Below are 3349 nucleotides of genomic sequence, written 5' to 3'. Positions count from 1 at the left end.
GGTACACACAAGGCCAGTAGCATTCGGGTAGCGGAAGCAGCAAAGGTCATTGAGAATACCCAACGCGATGTGAATATTGCGTTGATTAATGAACTGTCTTTGATCTTCCACAAGCTGGGCATCGACACACTGGAAGTCCTGGAAGCTGCAGGTACGAAATGGAATTTCCTTCCTTTCCGTCCAGGATTGGTCGGTGGTCACTGCATTGGTGTAGATCCTTACTATTTAACCCATAAAGCACAGGAAATCGGTTACCAACCGGAAATCATTCTTGCTGGACGCCGTATTAATGACGAGATGGGCGCACAGGTGGTAAACCGCGTAGTAAAAACCATGACGCAGCGTCGTATGCATGTAGCAGGAGCCAACGTGTTAATACTGGGCTTAACCTTCAAGGAAAACTGTCCTGACCTTCGCAACACCCGCGTTGTTGATATCATTGACGAGTTCAAAGATTACAATGCTAACATTGAAGTATATGATCCCTGGGTGAACGGAGAAGAAGCGCAACACGAATATGGAATCACCCCAATTACCGAGCTCAAGCAAAATCACTACGATGCCATTATCGTCGCCGTTAACCATCAGCAATTCTATGAGATGGGCGCCGAGAATATTCGGAAATTAGGTAAAGACAATGTTGTAGTCTTTGATGTAAAAAGCATGTTGCCCAGGGATGCAGTTGACGGCCGCTTATAGTTCGAAAAGAGCATTGGAGTATTTACAAGAATGAAAGTATTGATTACAGGCACCGCCGGGTTTATCGGAAACAAACTGAGTCAGCGACTACTCGAGCGTGGTGACGAAGTTATCGGCATTGACAATCTCAATGACTATTACGATGTATCCCTGAAAGAAGCACGCCTGGCGCTGGTAAAAGACAATCCTGGTTTTACCGATGTGCGAATCAGCATTGAAGACCGTGAGGCGATGGAAGAAACCTTCCGCAAACACAAGCCGCATCGTGTCATCAATCTCGCCGCGCAAGCCGGCGTTCGTTATTCACTGGAGAATCCCCACGCCTATGTAGACAGCAACATCGTTGGATTTACCAACATTCTGGAAGGATGCCGACACAATGATGTCGAACATCTTGTTTACGCGTCCAGCAGTTCCGTTTACGGTTCTAACACCAATATGCCATTTTCCGTCCACCACAACGTGGACCACCCGGTCAGCCTGTATGCGGCCAGTAAAAAGGCCAATGAACTCATGGCTCACACTTATAGCCACCTGTACCAGGTCCCAACCACCGGACTACGTTTTTTTACCGTCTATGGACCGTGGGGTCGTCCGGATATGGCGTTGTTTCTCTTCACTAAAAATATATTGGCCGGCAAACCAATCGATGTGTTCAATTATGGGAATCATAAACGCGATTTCACATATATTGATGACATCGTAGAAGGGGTCATCCGCACGCTGGACAACGTTGCGCAGCCCAATGCTGACTGGAATGGAGATGCACCTGACTCTGCCACCAGCAAAGCGCCCTACCGCTTATATAACATCGGCAACAACCAACCGGTGGATCTCATGCACTATATAAACGTGCTTCAAGATTGCCTGGGCAAGAAAGCGGAACTCAACCTGTTGCCATTGCAACCGGGCGATGTCCCTGATACCTACGCGGACGTCAGCGACCTGGTCAAGGACGTAGGGTACAAACCAGATACGTCGGTAGAAGATGGAATCGCCAGATTCGTGGAGTGGTACCAGGATTTTTATAAATAAAATAGCGACAAAAAACCTGTCTTTTACGTGATCATCGCCAAACACGTGCACATTTTGTCATAAACGACTACAATATCCCGCCAACGCGCCAACAATAGCTTGTTCGGCAGATTGAACTGATGGATGCGTTCAGTCTCGCCGGGCATTTACCAGTGCACGCGTCATCGCGATCACGGCCGGTGCACAATAAAATAAATTAAAATAATGCGGACAACAAATGCCGCACAAACCACCAACTTTGAATAATACAAACTAAGAGACAACCATGAGCACTCGATTTGGCTTATTTCTGATTCTAATACTATTTTCACTTTCCGGCGTCGCCCTTGCAGCAGAGTCTGGCCAACTTGCCGTAAGTCTTACTTCACACATGGTAGGTTATCTCGCCATTGTAATCTTTGTCCTGGCCTATCTGTTGGTAATGGCTGAAGAATTCACCCATCTAAGGAAATCCAAACCTGTCATTCTCGCTGCTGGAATCATTTGGGCGATGATTGCTGCCGTTTATTCGGGTATGGGTGATTCCCATGCAGTCGAAAAAGCGGTTCGCCACAACGTGCTCGAATTTGCAGAGTTGATGTTATTCCTGCTGGTTGCAATGACTTATATAAATGTATTGGAAGAAAGAAACGTTTTTGATGCGCTACGGGCCTGGCTGGTGTCACGAAATTTCAGCTATCGCAAACTGTTCTGGCTCACCGGCTTCCTGGCATTTTTCATCTCCCCCATTGCCGATAATTTAACAACCGCCTTACTTATGTGCGCAGTGGTCATGGCTGTGGGGGTCGACAGTCCCCGTTTCGTCAGTATTTCCTGTATTAATATTGTCATCGCTGCAAACGCCGGCGGTGCATTCAGTCCCTTCGGTGATATCACCACCTTGATGGTATGGCAACGTGGTATCCTCGACTTCTGGACGTTCTTCTTATTGTTTATTCCTGCACTGGTAAACTTTGTAGTGCCAGCGGCGTTTATGCATTTTGCCATTCCCAATGAAACGCCAGCACCGACCACCGATACTGTTGTAATGAAACGTGGCGCCAGGCGAATCATGTTCCTGTTTTTTCTCACCATTGCAACAGCGGTTAGTTTCCACAATTTTTTACATTTACCACCCATGCTGGGCATGATGACTGGCCTTGCTTATTTGCAGTTTTTTGGTTTTTACCTGAAAAAGTCTTTTGCCATACAGGAATCTGTCATAACTAATCCCATACAAGCCAGTGCGGCGGATGACAGACAGTACGATGTTTATCACAATGTTGCGCGAGCCGAATGGGATACCTTGCTTTTCTTTTATGGCGTTGTGCTCTGCGTTGGCGGATTGGGTTTTATTGGCTACCTTTCTCTGGCATCACAGGTTATGTATGTAGAATGGGGAGCCACATCTGCAAACGTGATGGTAGGCATCCTCTCAGCCATCGTTGATAACATACCTGTCATGTTTGCGGTGCTGAGCATGGGTCCAGACATGTCGCAGGGTCAATGGCTACTGGTAACATTAACTGCCGGCGTTGGTGGCAGCATGCTATCAATCGGTTCCGCCGCTGGCGTTGCACTCATGGGACAGGCAAAAGGGATGTATACCTTCTTTGGCCATTTAAAATGGACACCC

At 47.3% G+C, this 3349-nt stretch carries 3 protein-coding genes; all 3 read left to right on the top strand.

Translation table 11 applies throughout. The features are described from left to right. The coding region (locus tag ACWVCM_RS10995) for a nucleotide sugar dehydrogenase (RefSeq protein WP_455201800.1) at window positions 1-699 on the top strand (699 nt) is incomplete at its 5' end. Window positions 700-729: 30 nt separating this feature from the next. Next, the gene (locus ACWVCM_RS10990) at window positions 730-1734 is read left to right on the top strand and encodes an NAD-dependent epimerase (RefSeq protein WP_455201799.1); all 1005 of its coding nucleotides are present in this window, start codon (window positions 730-732) and stop codon (window positions 1732-1734) included. 265 nt (window positions 1735-1999) lie between these two features. Further along, on the top strand, window positions 2000-3349 hold a 1350-nt coding region (gene nhaD, locus ACWVCM_RS10985; protein WP_455201798.1), incomplete at its 3' end, for a sodium:proton antiporter NhaD.

Source organism: Kaarinaea lacus, assembly GCF_975902315.1.
Note: the sequence above shows the minus strand (reverse complement) of the source record. Positions and strands in the feature narration are given on the sequence as shown.